At 70.9% G+C, this 23,060-nt stretch carries 20 protein-coding genes; 1 reads left to right on the forward strand and 19 read right to left on the reverse strand.

The features are described 5' to 3' along the window. Window positions 1–2: 2 nt before the first annotated feature. The 16 genes from QGN31_RS15190 to QGN31_RS15265 all read right to left on the reverse strand — a co-directional run bounded on the left by QGN31_RS15190 (window position 3) and on the right by QGN31_RS15265 (window position 17,358). A complete protein-coding gene (locus QGN31_RS15190; protein ID WP_014379976.1) occupies window positions 3–341 on the reverse strand; it encodes a phage holin family protein in 339 nt (112 codons plus the stop codon). Between the two features lie 92 nt (window positions 342–433). Then, window positions 434–1,237, reverse strand: coding sequence for a DivIVA-like cell division protein Wag31 (gene wag31 / locus QGN31_RS15195; protein ID WP_043954793.1), 804 nt, complete (start codon window positions 1,235–1,237; stop codon window positions 434–436). A 264-nt stretch (window positions 1,238–1,501) separates the two neighbouring features. Beyond that, window positions 1,502–1,792 carry a YggT family protein gene (locus QGN31_RS15200; protein ID WP_003878110.1) on the reverse strand — a complete coding sequence of 97 codons (291 nt, stop codon included), beginning with the start codon at window positions 1,790–1,792 and terminating at the stop codon, window positions 1,502–1,504. Between the two features lie 165 nt (window positions 1,793–1,957). After that, window positions 1,958–2,602 (reverse strand): cell division protein SepF, encoded by a 645-nt coding sequence (locus QGN31_RS15205; protein ID WP_008256149.1) that lies wholly within the window; start codon window positions 2,600–2,602, stop codon window positions 1,958–1,960. 66 nt (window positions 2,603–2,668) lie between these two features. Beyond that, on the reverse strand, window positions 2,669–3,445 hold the full coding sequence (locus tag QGN31_RS15210) for a YggS family pyridoxal phosphate-dependent enzyme (protein ID WP_009956061.1): 777 nt from the start codon (window positions 3,443–3,445) through the stop codon (window positions 2,669–2,671). Between the two features lie 5 nt (window positions 3,446–3,450). Then, the gene (pgeF, locus tag QGN31_RS15215; protein ID WP_036458813.1) at window positions 3,451–4,158 is read right to left on the reverse strand and encodes a peptidoglycan editing factor PgeF; all 708 of its coding nucleotides are present in this window, start codon (window positions 4,156–4,158) and stop codon (window positions 3,451–3,453) included. Window positions 4,159–4,258: 100 nt separating this feature from the next. After that, window positions 4,259–5,416: a cell division protein FtsZ gene (gene ftsZ, locus QGN31_RS15220; protein ID WP_326544709.1), complete on the reverse strand. Its 1,158-nt coding sequence runs from the start codon at window positions 5,414–5,416 to the stop codon at window positions 4,259–4,261. A 268-nt stretch (window positions 5,417–5,684) separates the two neighbouring features. Further along, the gene (locus QGN31_RS15225; RefSeq protein ID WP_036458811.1) at window positions 5,685–6,647 is read right to left on the reverse strand and encodes a cell division protein FtsQ/DivIB; all 963 of its coding nucleotides are present in this window, start codon (window positions 6,645–6,647) and stop codon (window positions 5,685–5,687) included. Further along, window positions 6,647–8,125: a UDP-N-acetylmuramate--L-alanine ligase gene (murC, locus tag QGN31_RS15230; RefSeq protein ID WP_014941808.1), complete on the reverse strand. Its 1,479-nt coding sequence runs from the start codon at window positions 8,123–8,125 to the stop codon at window positions 6,647–6,649. Before murC ends, QGN31_RS15225 begins: the two co-directional genes overlap by 1 nt. Further along, the gene (gene murG, locus QGN31_RS15235) at window positions 8,122–9,339 is read right to left on the reverse strand and encodes an undecaprenyldiphospho-muramoylpentapeptide beta-N-acetylglucosaminyltransferase (protein ID WP_043954784.1); all 1,218 of its coding nucleotides are present in this window, start codon (window positions 9,337–9,339) and stop codon (window positions 8,122–8,124) included. The genes murC and murG overlap by 4 nt, the downstream gene beginning before the upstream one ends. Beyond that, complete coding sequence (gene ftsW / locus QGN31_RS15240) at window positions 9,336–11,033, reverse strand: putative lipid II flippase FtsW (protein WP_014941806.1); 1,698 nt, start codon at window positions 11,031–11,033, stop codon at window positions 9,336–9,338. Before ftsW ends, murG begins: the two co-directional genes overlap by 4 nt. 8 nt (window positions 11,034–11,041) lie before the next feature. Continuing rightward, window positions 11,042–12,499: a UDP-N-acetylmuramoyl-L-alanine--D-glutamate ligase gene (gene murD, locus QGN31_RS15245; RefSeq protein ID WP_326544629.1), complete on the reverse strand. Its 1,458-nt coding sequence runs from the start codon at window positions 12,497–12,499 to the stop codon at window positions 11,042–11,044. Beyond that, window positions 12,499–13,578, reverse strand: a complete 1,080-nt coding sequence (gene mraY, locus QGN31_RS15250) for a phospho-N-acetylmuramoyl-pentapeptide-transferase (RefSeq protein ID WP_008256140.1) — start codon at window positions 13,576–13,578, stop codon at window positions 12,499–12,501. Before mraY ends, murD begins: the two co-directional genes overlap by 1 nt. Further along, complete coding sequence (locus QGN31_RS15255) at window positions 13,575–15,122, reverse strand: UDP-N-acetylmuramoyl-tripeptide--D-alanyl-D-alanine ligase (protein ID WP_014941804.1); 1,548 nt, start codon at window positions 15,120–15,122, stop codon at window positions 13,575–13,577. The genes mraY and QGN31_RS15255 overlap by 4 nt, the downstream gene beginning before the upstream one ends. Beyond that, window positions 15,119–16,687, reverse strand: a complete 1,569-nt coding sequence (locus tag QGN31_RS15260; protein WP_201359472.1) for a UDP-N-acetylmuramoyl-L-alanyl-D-glutamate--2,6-diaminopimelate ligase — start codon at window positions 16,685–16,687, stop codon at window positions 15,119–15,121. The genes QGN31_RS15255 and QGN31_RS15260 overlap by 4 nt, the downstream gene beginning before the upstream one ends. Before the next feature lie 65 nt (window positions 16,688–16,752). Next, window positions 16,753–17,358, reverse strand: a complete 606-nt coding sequence (locus QGN31_RS15265) for a TetR/AcrR family transcriptional regulator (protein ID WP_196771126.1) — start codon at window positions 17,356–17,358, stop codon at window positions 16,753–16,755. A 62-nt stretch (window positions 17,359–17,420) separates the two neighbouring features. Between QGN31_RS15265 and QGN31_RS15270 the strand changes: the two genes are divergently transcribed. Further along, window positions 17,421–18,551, forward strand: coding sequence for an FAD-dependent monooxygenase (locus QGN31_RS15270; RefSeq protein ID WP_201359474.1), 1,131 nt, complete (start codon window positions 17,421–17,423; stop codon window positions 18,549–18,551). On the opposite strand, the gene QGN31_RS15275 is transcribed toward QGN31_RS15270, so the two are convergent. The 3 genes from QGN31_RS15275 to rsmH form a co-directional block, all read right to left on the reverse strand. Next, window positions 18,548–20,551, reverse strand: coding sequence for a peptidoglycan D,D-transpeptidase FtsI family protein (locus QGN31_RS15275; RefSeq protein ID WP_009956031.1), 2,004 nt, complete (start codon window positions 20,549–20,551; stop codon window positions 18,548–18,550). The two genes, QGN31_RS15270 and QGN31_RS15275, sit on opposite strands and share 4 nt — an antisense overlap. A gap of 68 nt (window positions 20,552–20,619) precedes the next feature. Beyond that, entirely contained in the window at window positions 20,620–21,870 is a 1,251-nt protein-coding gene (locus QGN31_RS15280) for a hypothetical protein (RefSeq protein WP_014384567.1), read from the reverse strand. Continuing rightward, entirely contained in the window at window positions 21,870–22,985 is a 1,116-nt protein-coding gene (gene rsmH, locus QGN31_RS15285; protein ID WP_414467988.1) for a 16S rRNA (cytosine(1402)-N(4))-methyltransferase RsmH, read from the reverse strand. Before rsmH ends, QGN31_RS15280 begins: the two co-directional genes overlap by 1 nt. Between the last annotated feature and the right edge of the window lie 75 nt (window positions 22,986–23,060).

Genomic DNA, 23,060 nt, shown 5'->3' on the forward strand with positions numbered 1-23,060 from the left:
CGTTACTTGGCGGACTCGTCGCCGCGGCCCTCGGCCGCGACGCTGGATTCCCCCGTCGGCTCGGGCCCGTCGGTGACCGCCTCCGCTTCGCCCTCGGCGGAAGCCTCCTCGGGATAGTCCACGTAGTCGTCCTCGTCGGGACGGGCCTCACCCGCATCCTGGTCTTCGGCACCACCGGGCTCGCGGTGCTGGCGCTCGCGCAAGGCGTCGAGGATCAACAGGACCACACCCACCACGCTGGCGGCGATGCACAGCCAGGCGACCAGCTCGTTGCTCGTGACGACGGCGAACACCAACGCGACGAGCCCGATCAGGGCCAATACCAGCGCAATGACGAGCATCGGGCATCCTCCAGGCGACGAGCGGGACTGCGGTGTTCAGGACCTAGTGTGCCAACCCCGAGCTCGGCGAGCGTCCGGCACAGCTGAAAACGCTAGTTATTGCCCCGGTTGAATTGGTCGAACCCGCCGGCATCGGCGCTGGAGTCCACGGGGGCCGCCGACCCGCGCTGGCCGAGTTCCTCGAGCTGAGACTCCAGGTAGGTCTTGAGCCGGGTCCGGTATTCGCGCTCGAAGGTGCGGAGCTGTTCGAGGCGACCCTCCAGGACCGTGCGCTGCTGGTTGATGGTGCCCATGATCTCGGAATGCTTGCGTTCGGCGTCGGCCTGCAGGGCGTCGGCCTTCTCCTGGGCCTGGCGCAACTGGGTCTCCGAGCGGGTCTGCGCGTCCGCCAACATCGCGTCGGCGCGCTGCCGGGCCTCGGCGACCGTGGTCTCGGCGGTGCTGCGGGCCTCGCTGAGGATCTGGTCGGCGTTGGCGCGGGCGTCGGACAGCATCTTCTCCGACTCGGCCTGCGCGGTGCTGGTGAGCCGGTCGGCGGTGTCCTGGGCCAGGCTCAGCACCCGAGCGGCCTTCATGGCCTGTTCCTCGTTGTTGACCGCGGCGGCCGGCGCAGCCGCGGCCTTGACGGGCTCGGGCTCGGGCTCGGGCTCGCGGACCGGAATGGCCTGCGTGGGCGCGGCGGCCGCGGCCGGGGCGGCGGCCCCGCCGCCGGAGGCCAGCTCCTGGTCGAGCTCTTCAATCCGTTGGCGCAGATCGCTGTTCTCTTCGATGAGTCGCGTCAGCTCGGCTTCCACCAGATCGAGGAAGGCATCCACCTCGTCTTCGTTGTAGCCCCGCTTGCCGATCGGTGGCTTACTGAACGCCACATTGTGGACGTCGGCTGGTGTAAGCGGCATTGTTTCGTCCCCTCAAGTTCCTGTCGAACGTTCTGGAAAGTGTAGAACGCAGTGGTAGCCGTGGTGCAACTGCCGTCCATCCTGTCACACCAGGCGCGACGGTTGCTGATTAGCCCAATAAATAAGAGCCAATTTCAAACATTGAGGCCAATAAAATCCGAAACCTTAGAAATTTTAAATCGCGGGAACCAAACCGACGCTAAAACGTGTCCGAACCGTCTCCGGGGGCGGCGCGGGGGCCTCAGGCGGCGGGCCGGAACGGGGTCACGCCGCGGCGCCGAACGCCAGCTGCATCCCGATGAACGCGACCAGTAACAGCACCATGATCGACAGGTCGAAGCGGACCGCTCCGATGGTGAGTTGGGGGATCAGCCGGCGCAGCAGTTTCACCGGCGGATCGGTGATCGACATGATGATCTCCAGCACCACCACGGTGATCCCGGTGGGATGCCAGTCCCGGCTGAACGAGCGGATGAACTCAACGACGACCCGAGCGATGAGCAGCAGCCAGAAGATGAACAGCGCAAACCCAAGGATCTGAAAGAACAACACCAACTGAAGTGCCCCGACCTTATCGATGAGATGCCAAGCGCCGCGGACGTGCGCGGCGCCTGCCAGCCTACCGACTCCGGGTCAGCGGCCCCACCTCACGTGGTCTCGGGACTCGTTCAACCGTTCGAGGGTGCGGTCAGCTCTCGCTGCCGAGCGCGGCGGGTGCGCCTATTGGTAAGCGTAGAAACCGGTTTCGGCGATCCGGCGACGCTCCTCCGGGGACACGTCGACGTCGGCGGGCGACAGCAGGAACACCTTGGTCGCCACCTTGTCGAAGGATCCGCGCAGCGCGAAGGCCAGGCCGGCCGCGAAGTCGACGAGCCGCTTGGCGTCGGCGTTGTCCATCGACACCAGGTCCATGATGACCGGGGTGCCGTCGCGGAAGCGCTCGCCGATGGTGCGGGCCTCGCTGTAGTCCTTGGGCCGCAGCGTGGTGATCTTCGACAGCGGGTGGCCCTCTTCGAACATCATCGCCATCCGGCGGGGGTCCATCGCCAGCGCGCCGCGGGTGGAGTTGCGCAACCACGAGCCGAAGCGCGGCCCGCCTCGCTCGGCCCGGTCGAATTCGCGGGGGTGCACGGAGCCGTAGCGGGGTTCGTCGGCGTAGCCGCCGCGGTAGCCGGCGGGCGGCGGGTAGTCGGCGGGCTCGCGACGCGGGTCCTCGTAGTCGTCGCCGTCGTAGCGGCCGTAGCCGTCATCAAATCGGGGGCGCGGGAAACCGCGGGACGGCGCGCGGTCGTCGTAATACTCGTCCTCGTAGTCGTCCATTGGGGCCATACCGAAATAGGCCTTGACTTTGTGCAGTGTGCTCATTGCGTTGACCCTTCTAGCCCCTGGGATTCCTGGTGTTAGTGATAAAGCTGTTACTGCAGTGACTACTTACGGTGACGGTAACCTCCGACGGCCCAATAGGGCGGTACCGACACGCACACATGTCGATCCGTGTTTGACCGCGATTTCGAAGTCGTTGGACATGCCGGCGGAGAGCCCGACCGCGTTCCGGTGCGACTCCAGGACCCGCCGATGTTCCGATTGCAGCCGGTCAAAGGCCTCGTCGGGATCGGAGTCCAGCGGCGGGATGGCCATCAACCCGGCCAGGTCGAGATTGGACGCCTCCTCGACCTGGGCGCACATCTGGTCGACGGCCCCCGGCCGGGAAATGTCCACACCGCCGCGGGACTCGTCGCCGTCGAGGCTGACCTGGACGTAGATCCGCATCGGGTCGGTGCGGCGCCCTTCGGCCAGCGCCGCCGCCACCCCCCGGTCGAGGGCGGTCACCAGCTGGGTGCTGTCGACCGAGTGCGCGGTGTGGGCCCAACAGGCCACCGACCGAGCCTTGTTCCGTTGGATATGACCCACCATGTGCCAGCGCGGATTTCCCACGTTCGCCCGTTCGGGAGCCGCCAGGAGCCGAGTGACTTCGGCCACTTTTGCGGTCGCTTCCTGGTCCCGCGATTCGCCGACGGCCCGGCACCCCAATCGGGACAAAGTCACGACGTCGATTGCTGGAAAATATTTGGTAATCGGCAAAACCTCGATTTCCGCGGCATTGCGGCCCGCGGCTTGTGCTGCCGCGGCAAGGCGGGAGCGCACCGCCGCCAATGCGTGGGTCAATTCCGATTCGCGATCTCCCCCATTGGACATGTCCACCGCCATCGCGGTCACTCCATCCAGACCAGCGAGGCCAGCCGGCCGGTGGGCGCCTCCCGGCGATGACTGAACAACGTCGGGTCGGCGACCGTGCACCGCGGATCGATATCGATCGCGGTGACGCCCAAACCCTTGAGCTGGCAAGCGATTCCGGCCCGCAGGTCAAGCCCGGGGGTTCCGGCACCGGTGATGGTGCGACTGCCCGGCAGCGCAGCTTCGACCTCGTCGGCCATCGCCTCCGGCACCTCGTAGTTGTGGCCGCTGACCGCCGGACCCAGCAGGGCCGAGATGTCGTCGGGCTGCGCCCCCAGCTCGAGCATCGCCTCCACCGTGCGCGCCACCACGCCGCGCTGGGCACCGACCCGGCCGGCGTGCACCGCCGCGGCCACCCCCGCGCGCGCATCGGCCATCAACACCGGAACGCAGTCGGCGGTCACCACCGCCAGCGCCAGTCGCGCCGTGCGGGTCACCAGCGCGTCGGTGTCCTCCACGGCGGCCTCGCGTGGCCCGTCCACCACCTCGACCCGATCGCCGTGGACCTGGTTCATCCACACCACGCGGCCGGGGCGCAGACCGACGGCGGCGGCCAACCGGGCCCGGTTCTCGGCGACCGCGGCCGGGTCATCGCCGACGTGGTCGCCCAGATTGAAGGTGTCGAAGGGCGGCTTCGAGACACCACCGGCGCGGGTGGTGGTCACCCGTCGGACGCGAACGCTCACGTGATCAGTATCCGGAAGTTGTTGCCTGCCAGGCTGCATCGACGTAGGGCCACTATCTTTCGAGGCCGGTTTGTCGCGCAGTGGCAAGCAAATCGAGACCTCAGCGGCGCATGAACGGCGGCACGTCGACGTCGTCGTCATCGCCACCGATATTCAAGGTCGAACCGTTCGTGTGCACCGGCACGCTGACCGCGTCGACCGGTTCGAACAACGTCGAGGTGAGCTTGCCGGCCTTTGCCGACTCGATGCGGTGCGCGCCGACTTTCTCTTCCTTGTCGGCATTGCCGCCGATGACGGGTTTGCGGCCGGGGCCGGTGGCATCGAAGCCCGCCGCGATGACGGTGACGCGCACCCCGTCGCCCAGCGAGTCGTCGATGACGGTACCGAAGATGATGTTGGCGTCCTGGTGCGCGGCGTCCTGCACCAGCGAGGCCGCCTCGTTGATCTCGAAGAGCCCGAGGTCGCTGCCACCGGCGATCGACATCAGCACGCCCTGCGCACCCTCCATCGACGCCTCCAGCAGCGGCGAGTTGATGGCGATCTCGGCGGCCTTGAGCGAGCGGCCCTCGCCGCGCGCCGAGCCGATGCCCATCAGCGCGGTGCCGGCGCCGGACATGATGCCCTTGACGTCGGCGAAGTCGACGTTGATCAGACCCGGGGTGGTGATCAGGTCGGTGATGCCCTGGACACCGTTGAGCAGCACCTCGTCGGCGCTGCGGAAGGCGTCCATGAGTGACACCGCGGCGTCGCCCATCTGCAGCAGCCGGTCGTTGGGGATCACGATCAGGGTGTCGCAGCTCTCGCGCAGCGCCGCGATGCCGCTTTCGGCCTGGTTGCCGCGCCGCTTGCCCTCGAACGAGAACGGGCGGGTGACCACACCCACGGTGAGCGCGCCCAACTTGCGGGCGATGCTGGCGACGACGGGAGCCCCGCCGGTGCCGGTCCCGCCGCCCTCGCCGGCGGTGACGAACACCATGTCCGCCCCGCGCAGCAGCTCCTCGATCTCGTCCTTGGCGTCCTCGGCGGCCCTGCGCCCGACCTCCGGGTCGGCGCCGGCGCCCAGGCCACGGGTGGAGTCGCGCCCGACGTCGAGTTTGACGTCGGCGTCGCTCATCAACAGCGCCTGCGCGTCGGTGTTGATCGCGATGAACTCGACGCCTTTGAGGCCCTGTTCGATCATTCGGTTGACGGCGTTGACGCCGCCGCCACCGATACCCACGACCTTGATCACGGCCAGGTAGTTGTGCGGGGGGGTCATCATTCGTCTTCCTCCCTGATGGGCTCGGCTCTCCCGGTGGTGGGCTCCTCCGGACGGTGGCGGTCCTCCCTGGCAAACCCTCAACCTCAACCATAGAGTTAGAGTTATGTCAAGTAGTTCCGCGCAACCAGAACGGTATGGGCATGGCGCGCGCGAACCCCGCAGGCGCGCCGACGCGCGTCCCGCAAATTTTGCGCATTTTTCCGCGGCTGAGCGGGCGTGAGCGCTGTTCGGCGGCGCCGCGACGCGCGCGACGTGACGAAGATCGCTACTTGACCGTCGGCAGGTCCGGGCTGGACACGTCGTAGGTCTTGCCGGGCTGGGTCAACAGCGCGGACAGCTTCTCGGCCTTCTCGTCCGTGCGGTCGGTGGTCCCCCAGATCACCACCCGGCCGTCGCCGAGTGTGAGCGTGATCGAGGCCACCGAGGGCGCCGCGACCCGGCCGACCTGGTCGGCGACCTCGGGACGCAGCGCGGTGAGCACCTGCAGGGCGGCCTTGGTGGCTGGGTCGTTGGGCCCGGGATCGGCGACATCGAGGTAGGGCAGCGCCGGTGGCGGCGGTCCGGTCGCAAAGTCCACGCCGTCCCGGTCGAACAGGTGTGGCCCGTCGGGAAAATCCTTGACCGCCACCGGGACTCGCTCGACGATCGTGATCCGCAGCGCGGACGGGTACTGGCGCTGCACGCGCGCGCTGGCCACTCGGCGGATCGCCGCCACCCGGTCGGCGACCTGGCTGGTGTTGATCTGCAGCAGCGGCGTTCCGAGCCGCACCTGAGCCGCATCCAGGACCTCTTCGCGGGTCACCACCCCGGTCCCGACGACGACGATGTTGCGGGCCGACATCGCCGGCGTGAAATAGAGGACCAATGCCAGGCCGATGCCGACGATCACCAGCAGGATGGTGACCAACAGCATCTTGAGCCCCCGAACAACCCCGCGCGCAACGGGTTTGGGCTCGTGGACCGGCCGCCCGGTGGCCCTGCGCTTGGCCTCCCGGCGCGCCTCTTCGATGGCCATGGCGCGGGCCTGGGCGGCGCGTCGTTCGGCGCGCTCCCGGCGGGCGCGCCGGCGCGGCCCCTCGACCTCGGCCGGATCGGGCTGTTGATCGGTTGCCGTCGGCTCGGTGCCCGTGCCGGTGACCAGCGGTTCGGTGGCGGCGTCGTCCGGGACCGGGTCGTCGGCCTGGCCGGCCCCGCCGCCCGGCGTGCCCGGGTCGAGCGGCTGGGTCATCACAGCGCTCCCGGCGCGCCGCGGTTGGCCCGCGCCCGCAGCGCCGTGACGATCTCGGGTCCCAGCAGGGTCACGTCGCCGGCCCCCATGGTGACGATGACGTCGCCGGGCCCGGCGACCGCGGCCACCTGCTCGGCGGCGGCGGAGAAGTTCGGCAGGTAGCGCACCGGGACGCTGACGTGCTCGGCGACGCTGGCACCACTGACGCCGGCCAGCGGTTGTTCGCGCGCGCCGTAGACGTCGAGGACGAAGACCTCGTCGGCGGCGTCCAGCGCGTGACCGAACTCCTCGGCGAAAGCCTTTGTCCGCGAATACAAATGGGGCTGGAACACCGCGATGCTGCGGCCGTCGCCGCTCTGCTCGAGCAGGGTTCGGACCGCCGCCAGCGTGGCGACGATCTCGGTGGGGTGATGGGCGTAGTCGTCGAACACGCGCACCGGCTGCCCGTTGCCCGCGGTGCCGACCAGTTCGAATCGGCGCCGCACCCCCTCGAAGCCCGCCAACCCGTCCAGCACCGCGTCGACGGGGGCGCCGATCTCGAGGGCCGCCAGCAGCGCGCCCATCGCGTTGAGCGCCATGTGGCGTCCGGGCACCGACAGCCGCATCACCCGCGGGCGTTGCTCGGGGTCCAGGTCGGGCGCCAGCTGGATCTGGGCGACCGCCTCGGTGCCCTGCTGCTGCCACGACAACAGGGTGGCGGCCAGGGGTTCACCGGGTAACGAGGTCCCGGATCCGTAGCGCAGCACCCGGATTCCCAGTTCGGCCGTACGTCGGGCCAGCGCCGCGGCCCCGGGGTCATCGACGCAGACCACCAGCGCCCCGCCGGGGGCCAGCCGGTCCACGAACGCGTCGAACACGTCGACGTAGGCGCCGGCGCTGCCGTAGAAGTCCAGGTGGTCGGTCTCGATGTTGGTGACGACGGCGACGTTGGGCGTGTACTCGAGTAGCGACCCGTCGCTTTCGTCGGCCTCGGCGACGAAGCAGTCGCCGCTGCCGTGGTGCGCGTTGGTCCCGGCCTCCCCCATCTCGCCGCCGACCGCGAACGACGGGTCGCGCCCGCAGTGTTGCAGCGCCACGATCAGCATCGACGTCGTCGTCGTCTTGCCGTGCGTGCCGGTGACCATCAGCGTGGTGCGCCCGTCCATCAGCTTGGCCAACACGGCGGGCCGCAGGATCACCGGGATGCCGCGCCGCCGGGCCTCGACTAGCTCGGGGTTGGTTTTCGGGATGGCTGCGTGGGTGGTGATGACGGCGGTGGCGCCGCCGGGCAACAGGTCCAGCGACGACGCGTCGTGCCCGATGTTGATCTGCGCGCCGCGGGCCCGCAGGGCATGGATGCCGCGCGACTCCTTGGCGTCGGAGCCGGAGACCAGCCCGCCGCGGTCGAGCAGGATGCGGGCGATGCCCGACATGCCGGCGCCCCCGATGCCGACCATGTGCACCCGCTGCAGCTCCGGCGGCAGCTGCTCGGTGGTCATGGCTTCCCTCCGGCCGACAAGCGGCCGAGCTGCGCCTTCCTGGCGATGTCCAGCGCCGCCTGGGCCACCTGGCGGGCCGCGTCGGGGTGTCCCACGCGCGCGGCGGCCGTCGTCATCGCCGCCAGCCGCGGCGGGTCGCCCACCAGGGCGGCCACCTCCCGGGCGACCAGCCCGGGGGTCAGGTCGGCGTCGGCGACCACCATGCCGCCGCCGGCGTTGACCACCGGTAGTGCGTTGAGCCGCTGCTCGCCGTTGCCGATCGGCAGGGGCACGTAGATCGCCGGCAGGCCCACCGCCGAGACCTCGGCGACCGTCATCGCCCCGGACCGGCAGATCACCAGGTCGGCGGCGGCGTAGGCCAGGTCCATCCGGTCGAGGTAGGGCACCGCCACGTACGGCGGGTCGCCCGGCAGTGGTTCGCGCAGGTCGAGTGTGTTCTTGGGGCCGTGCGCGTGCAGCACCGCCACGCCCGCGGCGGCCAGCCCGGCGGCCGCCCCGGAGACGGCGCGGTTCAGCGAGGCCGCCCCCTGCGAGCCGCCGAACACCAGCAGCACCCGGGCGTCGTCGGCGAAGCCGAAGTGTCGGCGCGCTTCGGCGCGCAGCGCCGCGCGGTCCAGCGAGGTGATGGCTTCGCGCACCGGCACCCCGACGACCTGGGCGCCCGGCAGGCCGCAGTCGGGCACCGCGGAGAGCACCCGCTCGGCGCTGCGGGCGCCGACCCGGTTGGCCAGCCCGGCGCTGGCGTTGGCCTCGTGGATCACCACCGGAACCCGGGGTCTGCGCGGCGAGACACCACGCGCTGCGAGATAGGCCGGCAGCGCCACGTATCCGCCGAAGCCGATCACGACGTCGGCGTCGACCGACCGCAGCACGGCGCGGGTTTCCCGGACGGCCCGCCACACCCGCGAGGGCAGCCGGGCCAGGTCACCGCTGGGCTTGCGGGGCAGCGGCACCGGCGTGATCAGCTCGAGGTCGTAGCCGCGCGCGGGCACCAGCCTGGTCTCCAGCCCCCGCGCCGTGCCCAGCGCGGTGATCCGGACCTTGGGATCCAGCGCGCGCAGCGCGTCGGCGACGGCCATCGCCGGTTCGACGTGCCCGGCCGTTCCCCCGCCGGCCAGCACGACCGACAAGGGCCTAAAAGCCGACAACGCGGCACCGGCGGGCAGAGGGTCTGCCCCCCGCCCGCCGGTCGGCTCGTTGACCGTGTCGTTCACCCGTAACGCTGACCTTCCAATGCGCGTGTGCGCCGTTGCTGGCGCCGGCCGGCGGCCTGATTGGCTCCCAGGGTCGCATAGCGCTGGCCAGATCCATGATGCCCCGCCCGTGAGCGGGGGCTACCCGCAGACCGGCGGACCGGGCGGCCGGCCGCCCGCGGGGGCGCCCCGCGCAGCGGCGCCTCGCCGTTGCGGGGCGCCTTGCGCCCGGGCGACCCGGCGCCCTTGCGCGGCGCGGCGCCCGATTGCGGGCGCGACCGCTTGCGGTCGCGGAACGCCTCCAGGCGCGTGGGCGAATAGGGCTCGGGCAGCGGCAGCCGCAGCAGCCGGTTCACCTTGTCGTCGCGGCCGGCCCGCAGCGCGGCCACCGCCTCGGGTTCGTGACGGGCCGCGTTGGCCATGATCCCGATCATGAAAAGCGTTGCCGCCGTGGAGGTTCCACCGGCGGAGATGAGCGGCAGCTGGATGCCCGTCACCGGGAGGATCCCGATCACGTAGCCGATGTTGATGAACGCCTGACCCAGGACCCACATCGTCGTGGTGGCGGTCAGCAGCCGCAGGAACGGGTCGGCCGACCGGCGGGCGATCCGCATCCCGGTGTAGGCGAACAGCCCGAACAGGACCAGTAACCCGAAGGCGCCGATAAAACCGAGCTCCTCGCCGATGATCGCGAAGATGAAGTCGTTGTGGGCGTTGGGCAGGTAGTTCCACTTGGCGGTGCCCTGGCCCAGGCCGTCGCCGAAGATGCCGCCGTGGGCCAGCGCGAATTTCGCCTGCCGGGCCTGGTAGCCGGTGTCCTGCGGGTCGTTCTCGGGATTGATCCAGGACCGCACCCGGTCGGACCGGTAGCCGGCCGACATCGCCAGGATCGCCCCGGCCATGAAGACCGCGAGCAGCGAGGTGGCGAAGACGCGCAGCGGCAGGCCGGCGTACCAGAGCAGGGCGAGCAGGATGATGCCCAGCGACACGGTCTGCCCGAGGTCGGGCTGCGCGACGATCAGCGCCAGCGCGATCACCGCCGCAGGCACCAGCGGAATGAGCAGTTCGCGCAGGCTGGCGCGCTCGAGTCGGCGGGCCGCCAGCATGTGCGCGCCCCAGATGGCGAAGGCGATCTTAGCCAGCTCGGAGGGCTGCATTGAGAAGCCGGCGACCACGAACCACTTGCGGGAGCCGTTGGCCAGGTTGCCGATGCCGGGAACGAGGACCAGGACCAACAGGATCACGGTGACGACGTAGCCGGTGAAGGCGACGCGGCGGATGAACCGCACCGACATCCGCAGCGAGGTGTAGCAGGCGATGAGGCCGATCACCGTCCACAGGACCTGCTTGCCGAAGATGATCCAGGCCGACCCGTCGGCGTCGTAGGACCGCACCCCCGATGCCGAGAGCACCATGATCAGGCCGAGCGTCGTCAGCAGGCCGGCGATGGCGATGATCAGGTGAAACGAGGTCATCGGGCGGCCGAGCCAGGCACCGAACCGGGCGGGCGAACCGCCATCGCCACCGGCGGCCTTGTCCTTTTTCGCCTTGGGCGCCTTCGCGGGCTTGGCGGGCTCGTCGGCCTTGTCGCCGTCGTCCGCGGCCGCGTCGGTGACCTCGGCCGTCGCGTCCGCGTCCTCCGCCGGCCCCGGCTCGGTCGCGGTTCCGCTGGTCGCTTTGCCCCGGCCCAGCAGCCGGGTCAGTGCGTTACCCACGCCCCGCCCTACCGGATCGCCGCGCGCACGGCGGCCGCGAACGCGTCGCCCCGATCGGCATACCCGGCGAACTGGTCGAACGATGCGCCCGCCGGTGCCAGCAGGACAGTGTCACCGGGTGCGGCCAGGCCACGAGCCGCGGCGACCGCCGCGGTCATGACGGCGGCGCCGAGATCTCCACCCGAATGTTTCACTTCTGTCACATCTGCACCAAGAACCACTGCAGTCGCATCCATACCAGCATCCTCGCCTGTCACAACCTGGAGGACGGGGACATCCGGCGCGTGTCGCGATAACGCCTCTGCAACCTCTTGCCGATCTCGGCCGATGAGCACCGCCCCGACCAGCCGCGACGCGATCCTGGCGACCTCGGCGTCGACCGAGGCGCCCTTCAGCAGGCCGCCGGCGATCCAGACGACGCGGGGGTAGGCGAGCACGGACGCCTCGGCGGCGTGGGGATTGGTGGCCTTGGAGTCGTCGACGTAGGTGACGCCCTCGGCGACGGCCACCACCTCGGCCCGGTGCCGCCCGACCCGGAAGGCCGCGAGCGCGGACGCGATCGCCTCGGCCGGCACCCCGACGCTGCGGGCCAGCGCGGCGGCGGCGAGCGCGTCGAGCACGCCGACGGGGCCCGGCACCGGTATCGAGTCGACGGGCGCCAGCGTCAGGTCGTCGGCGAACGCGCGGTCGATCAGGTGTCCGTCGCGCACGCCGAGCTCCCCCGGGCCCGGTTCGCCCAGCCGAAAGCCGGCCCGCACCGGCGCCCGCGCCGTGCCCAGCAGCGCCGCGGCCCGGGCGTCGTCCAGCCCGACGACGGCCACCCGGCCGTCGAGCACCCGGACCTTGGCCGCGGCGTAGTCGGCCAGGGTGCCGTGCCAGTCCAGGTGGTCTTCGGCGATGTTGAGCACCGCGCCGCCCTCGGGCCGCAGCGACGGCGCCCAGTGCAGCTGGAAGCTGGACAACTCGACGGCCAGCAGCTCGGCGGGTTGGTCCAGCACGTCGAGCACCGGGCTGCCGATGTTGCCGCACAACAGGTTTGGAAGCCCGGCCGCGGTGAGCATGGCGTGCAGCATCGATGTCGTCGTGGTCTTGCCGTTGGTCCCGGTCACCACCAGCCAGCGTCGCGGCGGGCCGTAGTGGCCGGCCGCGTCCAGCCGCCAGGCCAGCTCCACATCGCCCCAGACGGGCACGCCCGCCGCCGCGGCGGCGACCAGCAGCGGCGTGGTCGGCGAGAAGCCGGGGCTGGTCACCACCAGGGCGTAGCGGGAGACCTGCTCGGCGGCCACCGACGTCGGCGCGGTCGCCACCCCCGCGTCGGCGTACCCGCGCAGGGTGGCCGGGTCGTCGTCGCACAGGGTGGGCACCGCGCCGAAGCGGGTCAGAGCCGCCAGCACCGCCTTGCCCGTCACCCCGCCGCCGGCCACCAGCACCGGGGCGCCCGACGCCAAGGGGTCAAGCCCACTCATCAGGCACCGATCGCGGCCAGCCACTCACCGTAGAAAAGGGCCACGCCCAGCCCGCAGGCGATCGCGGTGAGCAACCAGAACCGGATGATGACCGTGGTCTCGGCCCAGCCGGCCAACTCGAAGTGGTGGTGGAACGGCGCCATTCGGAACACCCGACGCCCGGTGGTGCGGAAAGTCAGGATCTGCAACACCACCGAGCTGACCTCGGCGACGAACAGCGAACCCAGCACGACGGCGAGGATCTCGGTGCGGCTGGTGACCGAGATGCCGGCGATGATGCCGCCCAGCGCCAGCGATCCGGTGTCGCCCATGAAGATCTTGGCGGGCGCGGCGTTCCACCACAGAAAGCCGATGCAGGCGCCCGCGGTGGCGGCCGCGACGATCGCCAGGTCGAGCGGATCGCGCACGTTGTAGCAACCAAGCCCGGGCGCGGTGACGCACGCGTTGCGGTACTGCCAGAACGTGATCAGCACGTAGGCCGCGGTGACCATCGCCATGCTGCCGGCGGCGAGCCCGTCCAGGCCGTCGGTGAAGTTGACGGCGTTGGACCAGGCGCTGACGACGACCACGCAGAACAACACGAACAGCGCCGGGGCCAGCGCGACGGTGGCGATCTCGCGCACGTAGGACAGGTCCGCGCTGGCCGGGGTCAGGCCGTTGGCGTTGCGGAATTCCAGCACCAGCACGCCGAACAGCACCGCGGCGGCGACCTGCCCGACGGTTTTGGCCGTCTTGTTCAGCCCGAGATTGCGCGACCGGCGGATCTTGATCAGGTCGTCGAGAAAGCCGACGCCGCCGAGCACCGTGGCCAGGCTTAGCACCAGCAGACCCGACGCGGAGACGCCCTCGCCGTCGAACGCCAGCCCGGCCAGGTGGGTCCCCAGGTAACCGGCCCAGATGCCGGCCAGGATCGCCACGCCGCCCATCGACGGCGTGCCGCGCTTGGCGTGGTGGGTCGGCGGGCCGTCGTCGCGGGTGTGGTGGCCGAATCCCTGCCGGGTGAACAGCCGGATCAGTGCCGGGGTCAACAGGATCGACACGGTCAGCGCGACGGCGACGGCGATGAGGATCTGTCTCACGGGCGGGCACCGCCCTGCGAGCCTTGTGATACCAGGGCGTCGGCCAGCGCCCCCAGCCCGGCCGCGTTGGAGGCCTTGACCAGCACGACGTCGCCGGGTTGCAGCTCGGCCCGCAGCAACGCCAGGGCGGCCTCGCCGTCGGCCACGTTGACGGCCCCCTTATCGGCCGAGCCCCACGAACCCTCCATGACCGCTCCGTGGTGCATGGCGCTCATCGACCTCCCACTTCCCACGACAACGAGTCGAGACACATCTAAGCGCACGGCCAGCCGGCCGATGCGATCATGCTCGGCGATCGCGTCCTCGCCGAGTTCGGCCATCTCACCGAGCACCGCCCAACTCCTGCGCTTTTCGGCCGGCCGGTCCCCCCCGCCGTGGGCGATCCAGGCCAACGCCTGCAGCCCGGCGCGCATCGAATCGGGGTTGGCGTTGTAGGCGTCGTCGATCACGGTGACGCCGTCGGCGCGCGTGGTGACGTGCATCCGGTGCCGTGAGACGGGGCCGGCGCCGGCGAGTGCGGCCGCCACCTGGTCGACGTCGGCGCCGCATTCCAGCGCGACCGCGGCGGCGCACAGCGCGTTGGTGACCTGGTGGTCGCCGTAGACGCCGAGCCGGACCTGCGCCTGCGTGGTCCCGGAGGTGTCGCGGTGGTGCAGCGTGAAGCATGGCCTGGCCACCTCGTCGAGCGAGACGGGCCCGGCCCACAGCTGGCTGGGGCCCGCGCTGGTGTTCTCGGCGCGGCTGACCCGCACCACCCGGGCCGCGGTCACGCCCGCCATGGCCGCCACCGCCGGGTCGTCGGCATTGAGGATCACCACCCCGGATGCCGGAACAGATTGGGGCAGTTCGGATTTCGTCTGAGCGATGGCCTCGCGCGAGCCGAACTCGCCCAGGTGCGCGGTGCCGACGTTGAGGACGACGCCGATCGCCGGCGGGGCGATCTCGGCCAGCGCGGCGATGTTGCCCGGGTGGCGCGCCGACATCTCGAGGACCAGGAAGTCGGTCTCGGGCGTCGCGCGCAACACGGTCCACGGATGCCCCAGCTCGTTGTTGAACGAGCCGGGCGGGGCGACCACCTCGCCGAGCGGTTTCAGCACGGCGGCCACCAGGTCCTTGGTCGACGTCTTCCCCGACGATCCGGTGATCCCGACGATCCTGAGCCCGCCGGCGACCAGTTCGGCGGCCACCACCTGGGCCAACTTGGCCAGCGCGGCGAGCACCGCCGCGCCCGAGCCGTCCGGGTCGTGCTCGAGCACCCCGGCCCGAGATCCCGACGCGGCCGCGGGGGCGACGACGACGGCGGGAACGCCGACCGGCCGGGCGGCCAGCACCGCCACCGCACCGGCGGCGATCGCCGCGCCCGCGTGGTCGTGGCCGTCCGAGCGCGCGCCCGGCAGCGCCAGGAACAGTCCCCCGGGTCCGACGGCGCGCGAGTCGAATTCCACCGTCCCGGTGACGCGGCGTCGCGCGGCGTCCTGCGGCGAGATGTCGGCCAGGGTGCCGCCGACGATGTCGGCGATCTCGGCGACGGTCAATTCGATCATCGCGGTGCCCCGTCGAGGTCCCGCAGCGCCTGCGCCAGCTCGACCCGGTCGTCGAAGGGGCGGATGTGCCCGCCGGCGCTCTGGCCGGTTTCGTGGCCCTTGCCGGCGATCAGCACGACGTCGCCCGGGCCCGCCCAGGCGACGGCGTGCCTGATCGCGTCGCGGCGGTCGGCGATCTCGACAATGTCTGCCGCACAACCGCTTTCGGTCGCCCCGGCGAGGATTTCGCGACGAATCGACGCCGGGTCCTCACCGCGCGGGTTGTCGTCGGTGACGACGACCAGATCGGCCAGCTCGGCCGCCGTCGCGCCCATCGGCGCCCGTTTGCCCGGGTCGCGTTCGCCGCCGGCGCCGAACACCACGGCCAGCCGGCGATCCGGACGCGCCAGCGTGGTCAGCACCGCGCGCAACGCGCCCGGTTTGTGGGCGTAGTCGACCAGCGCCAGGAAGTCCTGGCCGGCGTCGATCTCCTCCATGCGTCCCGGCACGCGGGCCTGTAGCAGGCCCGTCGACGCCTGCTCCGGGGACACCCCGACCGCGTCCAGAATAGCCAGTGCGACAAGGCAATTGGCGACGTTGTAATGGCCGGGCAGCCGAACACCCAGCTGATGGCGCGCTCCGGCGGGATCGATGGCGGTGAACCGTTGTCCCGCGGCGCCCATCGGGGCCACGTCGGTGGCGCGCCAGTGGGCGGGCCGGCCCTCGGCGCTGACGGTGATCGCGTCGCCGGCGCGGGCGGCCATGGCGCGCCCGGCGTCGTCGTCGACGCAGACCACGACGCGCCGGGCCCGCAGCGGGGAGCTCGGGTCGAAGAGCATCGCCTTGGCCTCGAAGTAGTCGGCCATCGTCGGGTGGAAGTCGAGGTGGTCGCGGGACAGGTTGGTGAAACCGCCCACCGCGAACCGGGTTCCGTCCACGCGGCCCAGCGTCAGGGCGTGACTGGAGACCTCCATGACGACGGTGTCCACCCCCTGTTCGGCCATCGCCGCCAGCATCGCCTGCAGGGCGGGGGCCTCCGGGGTGGTCAGCGCGCTGGGAATGTCGGCGCCGTCGATGCGGATCCCGATGGTGCCGATCAGCCCGGCGGTGTGGCCGGCGGCGCGCAGTGCGGACTCGATGAGATACGTCGTGGTGGTCTTGCCGGACGTGCCGGTGACGCCGACGACCGTCACCCGCTCGGACGGGTTCCCGTACACCGTGGCGGCCAGCCCGCCGAGCACGCCGCGGGGGTCCGGGTGAACGAGGACCGGCACGGATTGCCCTAGGGCGCCCATCTCGGCGACCCCGCCGGCGTCGGTGAGCACGGCGACCGCGCCGCGTTCGATCGCGTCGCCGGCGTAACGCGCGCCGTGGGTGGTGGAACCGGGCAGCGCGGCGAACAGATCGCCGGGCCGCACCTCCTGGGCGCGCAGCGTGACCCCGGTGACCGACAGGTTCGGGACGGCCCGATCGCCGGCCGGCGCGGCTCCGATGTCAGCCGCCAACGCCGGCAAGCGCACGCCCGCTGCGGCGCTGGGCCGCAGCGCACTGGGCACCGACACCCCGTCACCACCTCCGTCAGCCATGATCGGCCATGACACCCTACCTAGGAGCACCGGCCGACGGATGTTCCCGCGCCCGGGCGCCGGTGTCACGACCCGCTGCGCCGCTCGAGCAGGGGGAGCCAGACGGTGTCGACGATCTCTTCGATGGCTTCGTCGGGCAGGGGCCGCAGCGTCATCAGGACCTCGTAGCGAAACAGGTCCACGGGCAGGCGCGCAATGCGCTCGGTCAACTGGTCGGGCTCGATTTCACCGCGATCGATGGCGCGCTGGATCGCCTGATCCAACGCGGCATCGCGCCGCCCTCGCACCAGCGTTTCGAGATCGGCCAGGCTGCTGCCGGTCTGCTGGTAGAAGCCGCCCAGCCGGGTCAGCAACGGGACCACCAACCCCACCCTGACCTTGTTCGCTTGCCGCAGCAATGCGATCGCGTCACCGCGCAGGCTGCCGGTGTCAGGGGCGACCACGACGTCCTTGGCGACCTCATGTGCCACCGCGGCGAGCACGAGTTCCTGCTTGTTCGGCCAGCGCCGGTAGAGCACCGCACGGCTGGTGCCCGCCCGCACGGCGACGCCGTCGATCGTGAGCTCGTCGTACCCGCGTTCGGTCAGCTCCGTCCACGCCGCATCCAGCAACGCCTCCTCCAACGCGGGACCCCGGCGCCGCCGGGCCACGCCGGTCGAGTTAAGAGACATTGCGTTTCCTAACGGTCGGGTCTACGTTCTTTGGATACAGAACGTATCTTATGCGAACAGGAGTGGAATCGATGCGCATTCTCGTCTCCGGTGCCGGAATCGCCGGCCTGAGCGCGGCGATAAACCTCGGCGCCGACGGCCACGACGTCACCTTGGTCGAACGCGCCAACCACCTGCGGGTGAACGGCTCCCCGATCGACATTCGCGGGGACTCCATCGGTGTCGCCGACAAGATGGGCGTGCTCGCACCGATCCGCGCGCACCGGGTCGACATGACCGAACGCGTCCAGTTCGTCGACGAAAACGGCACCGTGGTGGCCGAACCGCCGCTCGACGAGATCAACGACTCCGCCGGCGACATCGAAATCCCGCGGGAAGACCTCACAACCATCCTGCGCGACCGCCTGGGGCCGACGGTAGAACTGCGGTTCAACGAATCCATCGGCGAACTCGACGACGATGACCGTCGCGTCGATGTGCGGTTCAACTCCGGCGACCGCGAGCGCTATGACCTGGTTGTCGGTGCCGACGGGATGCACTCGGCCGTGCGACGCCTGACGTTCGGTCCCGAGCAACGGTTTCTGCGCCATCTCGGCTTCTATGTCGCGCTGGCCGACTTGCCCGGCTATACGCCGTCCGGGCGCGACAACCCGATGTACAACTTCCCCGGGCGCCTGGCCGGCATCGCCGCCTACAACGACAAAGCCTTGGCGGTCTTCATGTTTCGATCGCCCTGGATCGACTACGACTACCACGACCTCGCGGCCCAGAAACGGATACTCGTCGACGCGTTCGCCGGCCACAGCGAGTGGCGGGTACCCGAACTGCTCGACGCCGCGATCGCCGACCCGGAACTGTACTTCGATTCCGTCAGCCAGATTCACATGCCCAGCTGGCATCGCGGTCGCGTCGTCCTCGTCGGGGACGCGGCGCATTGTGCCTCGAGCCTGTCGGGCCGCGGCACCTCCCTGGCCCTGACCGGGGCCTGGTTTCTCGCGCGAGCGCTGCGCGACCATCCCGGCGATCTCGGCCACGCGTGCGAGCAATACGAACGCGACCAGCGACCCCACGCCCTGCGCTGCCAGGCCACGGCGGCACCCGGCGGCGACCTCCTGATTCCGGCCACTCAGGCTCAAATCGACGCGCGCAACAACGATTTCACCGTCGCAACCGGCCGCGGCCGGGAAGTCTAGGTGGCCTGCAGCGTCAGCGGCGGGCCCGGGTCCGGCGACAGCGGCACGTTCTCGCGCTGCATGAGCCAGCCGGCGATGTTGTGGAACAGCGGGGCCGCCGAGTGGCCCGGGGTGCCGTCGGCGTTGCGCTCCGGGTTGTCCATCATGATGCCGATGACATACCGGGGGTTGTCGACGGTGGCCATGCCGGCGAACGTGATCCAGTAGACGTTGTCGAAGTAGCAGCCGCAGGCCGGGTTGATCTGCTGGGCGGTGCCGGTCTTCCCGGCCATCTGGTAGCCCGTCACCGCGGCGGCGGGGCCGGTGCCCTGCTGATAGCCCATCGGGTCGTGTTGCACGACGGCGCGCAGCATGTTGCGGACGGTCTGAGCCGTCTGCGCCGACACCACCCGCACGCCGTCCGGGCGCGGTTCTTCGGTGCGGGTGCCGTCGGGCGCGATGGTGGCCTTGATGATCCGCGGCGGGATCCGCACCCCGTCGTTGGCGATCGTCTGGTACATGCCCGTCATCTGCAGCAGCGTCATCGAAAGGCCCTGTCCGATGGGCAGGTTGGAGAAGGTGCTGCCCGACCATTGGTCGATGGGTGGCACCAGCCCGGCGCTCTCCCCAGGCAGGCCCACATTGGTGCGCTGCCCGAGCCCGAACTTGCGGACCATGTCGTAGAAGCGCTCCGGCCCCACCCGCTGTGCGAGCATCAAAGTGCCGACGTTGGAAGACTTTCCGAACACGCCGGTGGTCGTGTAGGGCATCACGCCGTGGTCCCACGCGTCGTGGATGGAGACCCCGCCCATCTGGATCGTGCCGGGAACCTGCAGCACCTCATCGGGATTGGACAGGCCGTACTCGATGACCGACGACGCGGTGATCACCTTGTTCACCGAGCCGGGCTCGAACGGCGAGGACACCGCCAGGTTGCCCAGCTGTTTGTCGCCCTGACGCCCGATGTCCTGGGAGGGGTCGAACGTGTTGTCGTTGGCCATGGCCAGCACTTCACCGGTCTTCGCGTCGAGCACCACGGCCGAAACATTGTGCGCGCCAGACACATTCTTGGCCTGCTGAACCTGCTGCTGCACATAGAACTGGATGTCGTCGTCGAGGGTCAGCTGCACCATCGAGCCGTTGACCGCCCGATGCCGGTTGCGGTAACTGCCGGGGATGACCACACCGTCGGATCCGCGGTCATAGGTGACCGAACCGTCGGTCCCGGACAGCACGGAGTCCATGGCCTCTTCCAAGCCCAGCAGCCCGTGGCCGTCCCAGTCGATGCCGCCCACGATGTTGGCGGCCAGCGATCCGCCCGGATACTGGCGCAGATCCTGGCGTTCGGAACCGACCTCGGGAAATTTGTCCGAGATCGCGCTGGCGACGGCGGGATCGACGGCACGCGCGAGATAGACGAAGTTCTCGTCGCTTTGCAGCTTCTTCAGCAGGGTCGCCGAGTCGGGTTTGTTGCCGAGGCGCCCCGAGACGTCCTTGGCGATGTCGCGCAAGCGCTGCTGCGGGTCGGGGGCGGCCGAATTCTTGGCCTTGGCCTCCTCCAGCTGCTTGTGAATGCGTTTCGGTTGAAACGTCAGCGCACGAGATTCGATGGTGAACGCCAGTTGATCCTTGCGGCGGTCGATGATGCTGCCCCGCACCGCCTTTTCCACATCGGTGACCTTGAGCTGCCCGGCGGCCTGGGCGCGCAGCGTCGGGGCCTTGGTCACCTGCAGGACGAACAGCTGGGCGGCGGCCACCAGCATCAGCACCAGGATGACCACGTTGCCGGCGCGATGGCGGAAGACGAACGACCCACCGCGGCCGGCCATTTGCACGATCTGACGGGTGCGTCGCTCCCGCGCCGAATGCCCGGCCCCCACCGGCTCGGGGCGCTGCGCACCCCGGCTGGCCTTGGGCTGCTTGGCTTTCCGGAGTCGTTTCGGTTCGCGAACGTCACGGCCCTGGTCCGCCTGCTGCGGCTTCGCGCGGCGCTTGGGCTGCCGGACGGCGTTGTCCGCCATGTCCTTACGGGGACCGCGTGTCGGGCGTGCGGCCTGCGACCGGCGTGCCCGTGGGGTGTCGCCGCGGCTCACCTGGGAGCACCTGGCACCGCGCCGGGGGGCCCGGGCAGGGAGCCGGTACCCGGTTGCGGCATCGGGGCGGGCGCCGGAGCGGCGGGGGCGATCGGCTGGGGGGCGGCCGCGCGGCCCAGCGGCACCGGGACGGAAACCTCCGGTGGCAGGGGCGCGGGTAGCTGGCCCGGGGCCGGAATGGGCAGGCCGCCCAACGGGATCGGGACCTCGGCGGGCACCGGGGGGGTCGCGGGTCTGGCCGGCATCGGCAGCCCCGGCGTCGGCAGCGCGCCGGTCACCGGCCCGCCGGGCATGCCGGGGAGCGCACCGGTCACGGGGCCGCCTGGCATGCCGGGCAGCGTACCGGCAGGGGGTGCGCCGGCGGCGCCAGGCGCGCCGGGCACCGGCGGAACTGCCGGCGGGAAGTGTTGACCGCCCACCGTCGAGGCGCCGTCGGGTGCGCGCAGCAGCGCTTCGGGCCCCGACCTGGCCGGGGCGGGGGCGCCGGGGACCGGCTCGAGCCGCATCGGGACCTCCGCGGCGGGCGCCGCGGGTTTCGGGGGCTGCGGCGCTTCGTCGGGGAGCTTGGTGTTCAGCGGCGGCGGCGGAACACCGTCGGCGGGTTTGGGGGTGCCCACCACCACCCAGTTCCCGGACGGGTCCTGGACCAGGTGCGCGGTGTCCCGGGTGGGGATCATGCCCTGCTTGCGGGCCGCCTCCGCCAGCGCGGGGGCGGCTTCGGCCTCACGCACGTCGCGCTCCAGGGCCTCCTTCTGTTGCTGCAGCAACCGGGTCCGCTCGCGGGCGTGGCTCAACTTGTAGGAGCGTTCGGCGGAGTCGGTGGACAACCACAGCGTGAGCCCGAGCCCGACGCCCAGCGCTCCGATGACCAACACGACGAACGGAACCTTGCTCGCAAGTGTCCGCGGCCGCAGGTCGATCGACGCCAGCCGGGCGGCCAGACGCTCGGTGAGCTTGGGCCGAACGACCTTGGGCGCCTTGGCTTTGCGGGCCTTGGCGCGCGCCTTGGCCTGGCTGGCGTTCTTCGGCCGCGCCGACCGCTCGACCGGCCGGGCGACGGGGCTGCTCTGCGGACCGGCCTTGGGCGCGCGGGATTCGCGGGCGGGCGCCGTGGTCCTGGCGCCGCGGGCGCGCCGCGCCGCGCCGGGTTCGGGCGCCGGGCGCCTGCCCCGTCGGGCAGCACCGTCGCGGGCGCCCCGGCGGTCGCTGCCGCCGCGTCGTTTCGACGTCTCGCGGTCCGCTTTCATCAATCGCCTTTCCCGGTTGCCTGCTGTGATTCCATTCGCTGCAGGGCCCGCAGCCGCACCGCGGCGCTACGCGGGTTGCGTTCGATCTCGGTGGCGTCGGCCCGTCCGGCACCCTGCGTCAGGGCCCGGAATCGCGGCTGGTGACCGGGGAGTTCGACCGGCAGGTCCACCGGGGTGCGGGACGCGACCGCCTCGGCGAACAACCGCTTGACGATCCGGTCTTCCAGCGATTGGTACGCCATCACCACGATGCGCCCGCCGAGGGCAAGCGCGTCCAGGGCGGCCGGGAGCGCGGCACGCAGCGAATCCAATTCGTCGTTGACCGCGACCCGCAGCGCCTGAAAGGTGCGCTTGGCCGGGTGCCCGCCGGTGCGCCGGGCCGCGGCCGGAATCGCTTCGTAGAGCAGGGCCACCAGGTCCGCGGTCGACGCGAACGGCTGGCGGGCCCGCCGGCGCACGATGTGCGCGGCGATGCGCCGCGCGAAGCGCTCCTCGCCGTAGCGGTGCAGGATGTTCGCCAGCTCGGCCTCGTCGTAGGTGTTGAGGATGTCGGCCGCGGTCAGCGGCGCGTCGGGGTCCATCCGCATGTCCAGCGGCGCGTCCTGGGCGTAGGCGAAACCGCGTTCGGCGCGGTCGAGCTGCATGGACGACACGCCGAGGTCGAACAGCATCCCGTCGACCGATTCGGTTGCGGCATAGCCGGATTCGGCCAGCGCCGTGGCGACGCCGTCGTAGCGGGTGCGCACCAGCGTGACCCGGTCGGAGAATCGCGCCAACCGCGTTCGGGTGATGTCCAGGGCGGTGGGGTCGCGGTCGAGTCCGATCAGCCGCAGGCCGGGCAGTTCGGTGAGGAACCGCTCGGCGTGCCCTCCCGCGCCGACGGTCGCGTCGACGAGGGTCGCCCCCGTCCCGTCCGGGTGGTGGCGGGTCAATGCGGGTGTGAGCAGCGCGACGCAACGCTCCAGCAGGACGGGCACGTGTCCGCCTGATCCCGATGGCGGCGACGCGCTGCGCCCGGCTGCGTCCTTTAGTGGCGACCCGCTGCGCCCGGCTGCGCCGCGCTTGCGGTCACCACGGCCGCGCTTGCGATCACCGCGCCCTGAATTGTCAGCCACCGCAACGCCTCCCCGGTTCTGCCGCCACCCGTGGGCCGCACGCCCCGGTATGGCCCGAGCGTGCCGGAAAAGGTG

The sequence above is a fragment of the Mycobacterium sp. 2-64 genome, assembly GCF_035918375.1.
Classification (GTDB): domain Bacteria; phylum Actinomycetota; class Actinomycetes; order Mycobacteriales; family Mycobacteriaceae; genus Mycobacterium; species Mycobacterium intracellulare.

Coding starts and splice junctions, on each gene's coding strand:
- QGN31_RS15190 (WP_014379976.1), bottom strand. CDS start 341: ATGCTCGTCATTGCGCTGGTATTGGCCCTGATCGGGCTCGTCGCGTTG.
- wag31 (WP_043954793.1), bottom strand. CDS start 1,237: ATGCCGCTTACACCAGCCGACGTCCACAATGTGGCGTTCAGTAAGCCA.
- QGN31_RS15205 (WP_008256149.1), bottom strand. CDS start 2,602: ATGAGCACACTGCACAAAGTCAAGGCCTATTTCGGTATGGCCCCAATG.
- QGN31_RS15210 (WP_009956061.1), bottom strand. CDS start 3,445: ATGGCGGTGGACATGTCCAATGGGGGAGATCGCGAATCGGAATTGACC.
- ftsZ (WP_326544709.1), bottom strand. CDS start 5,416: ATGACCCCCCCGCACAACTACCTGGCCGTGATCAAGGTCGTGGGTATC.
- QGN31_RS15225 (WP_036458811.1), bottom strand. CDS start 6,647: ATGACCCAGCCGCTCGACCCGGGCACGCCGGGCGGCGGGGCCGGCCAG.
- murC (WP_014941808.1), bottom strand. CDS start 8,125: ATGACCACCGAGCAGCTGCCGCCGGAGCTGCAGCGGGTGCACATGGTC.
- murD (WP_326544629.1), bottom strand. CDS start 12,499: ATGAGTGGGCTTGACCCCTTGGCGTCGGGCGCCCCGGTGCTGGTGGCC.
- QGN31_RS15255 (WP_014941804.1), bottom strand. CDS start 15,122: ATGATCGAATTGACCGTCGCCGAGATCGCCGACATCGTCGGCGGCACC.
- QGN31_RS15260 (WP_201359472.1), bottom strand. CDS start 16,687: ATGGCTGACGGAGGTGGTGACGGGGTGTCGGTGCCCAGTGCGCTGCGG.
- QGN31_RS15265 (WP_196771126.1), bottom strand. CDS start 17,358: ATGTCTCTTAACTCGACCGGCGTGGCCCGGCGGCGCCGGGGTCCCGCG.
- QGN31_RS15275 (WP_009956031.1), bottom strand. CDS start 20,551: ATGGCGGACAACGCCGTCCGGCAGCCCAAGCGCCGCGCGAAGCCGCAG.
- QGN31_RS15280 (WP_014384567.1), bottom strand. CDS start 21,870: ATGAAAGCGGACCGCGAGACGTCGAAACGACGCGGCGGCAGCGACCGC.